The following is a 417-nucleotide window of genomic DNA, read 5'->3' on the forward strand; positions in this document are numbered from 1 at the left end:
CCTTTCACACTATATATCGAAACAAAATAATAAAATGGCTAATTTTATTTTCTATGTTTAAAATCTATAAAAAAGGCAATAGATATATGTAACTAAAATATAATATAGCTATGATTAAGACACTTAAAGCAAGGGGAGGTTGAGTAATGAATAAAGTAGAAGCGATTAAATTTAATGATGATATTGTTAAAATGTATGAAGCGCTCAAGATAAAATCTGAACGTGACTATTTATTCTTTAAGTTAGCTATACATAGTGGATTGAAAGTATCAGAATTATTAACAATTACAGTCTCTCAAGTTAAGAGACTAATTGAAAAGTGTACGTTATCAGAAATGTGTAAAGCACATTTTCATTCGTTGATTAAAATTAGGTTACCAGAAACATTATCGAAAGAACTACTTCAATATATAGAGG

The 417-nt window shown here is 26.9% G+C and carries 1 protein-coding gene; it reads left to right on the forward strand.

All coding sequences use genetic code 11. The features are described from left to right. Positions 1–146: 146 nt before the first annotated feature. The coding region (locus M3630_RS30670; RefSeq protein WP_483298485.1) for a site-specific integrase at positions 147–417 on the forward strand (271 nt) is incomplete at its 3' end.

It is taken from the genome of Brevibacillus sp. MER 51 (genome assembly GCF_023714195.1).
Lineage (GTDB): Bacteria > Bacillota > Bacilli > Brevibacillales > Brevibacillaceae > Brevibacillus.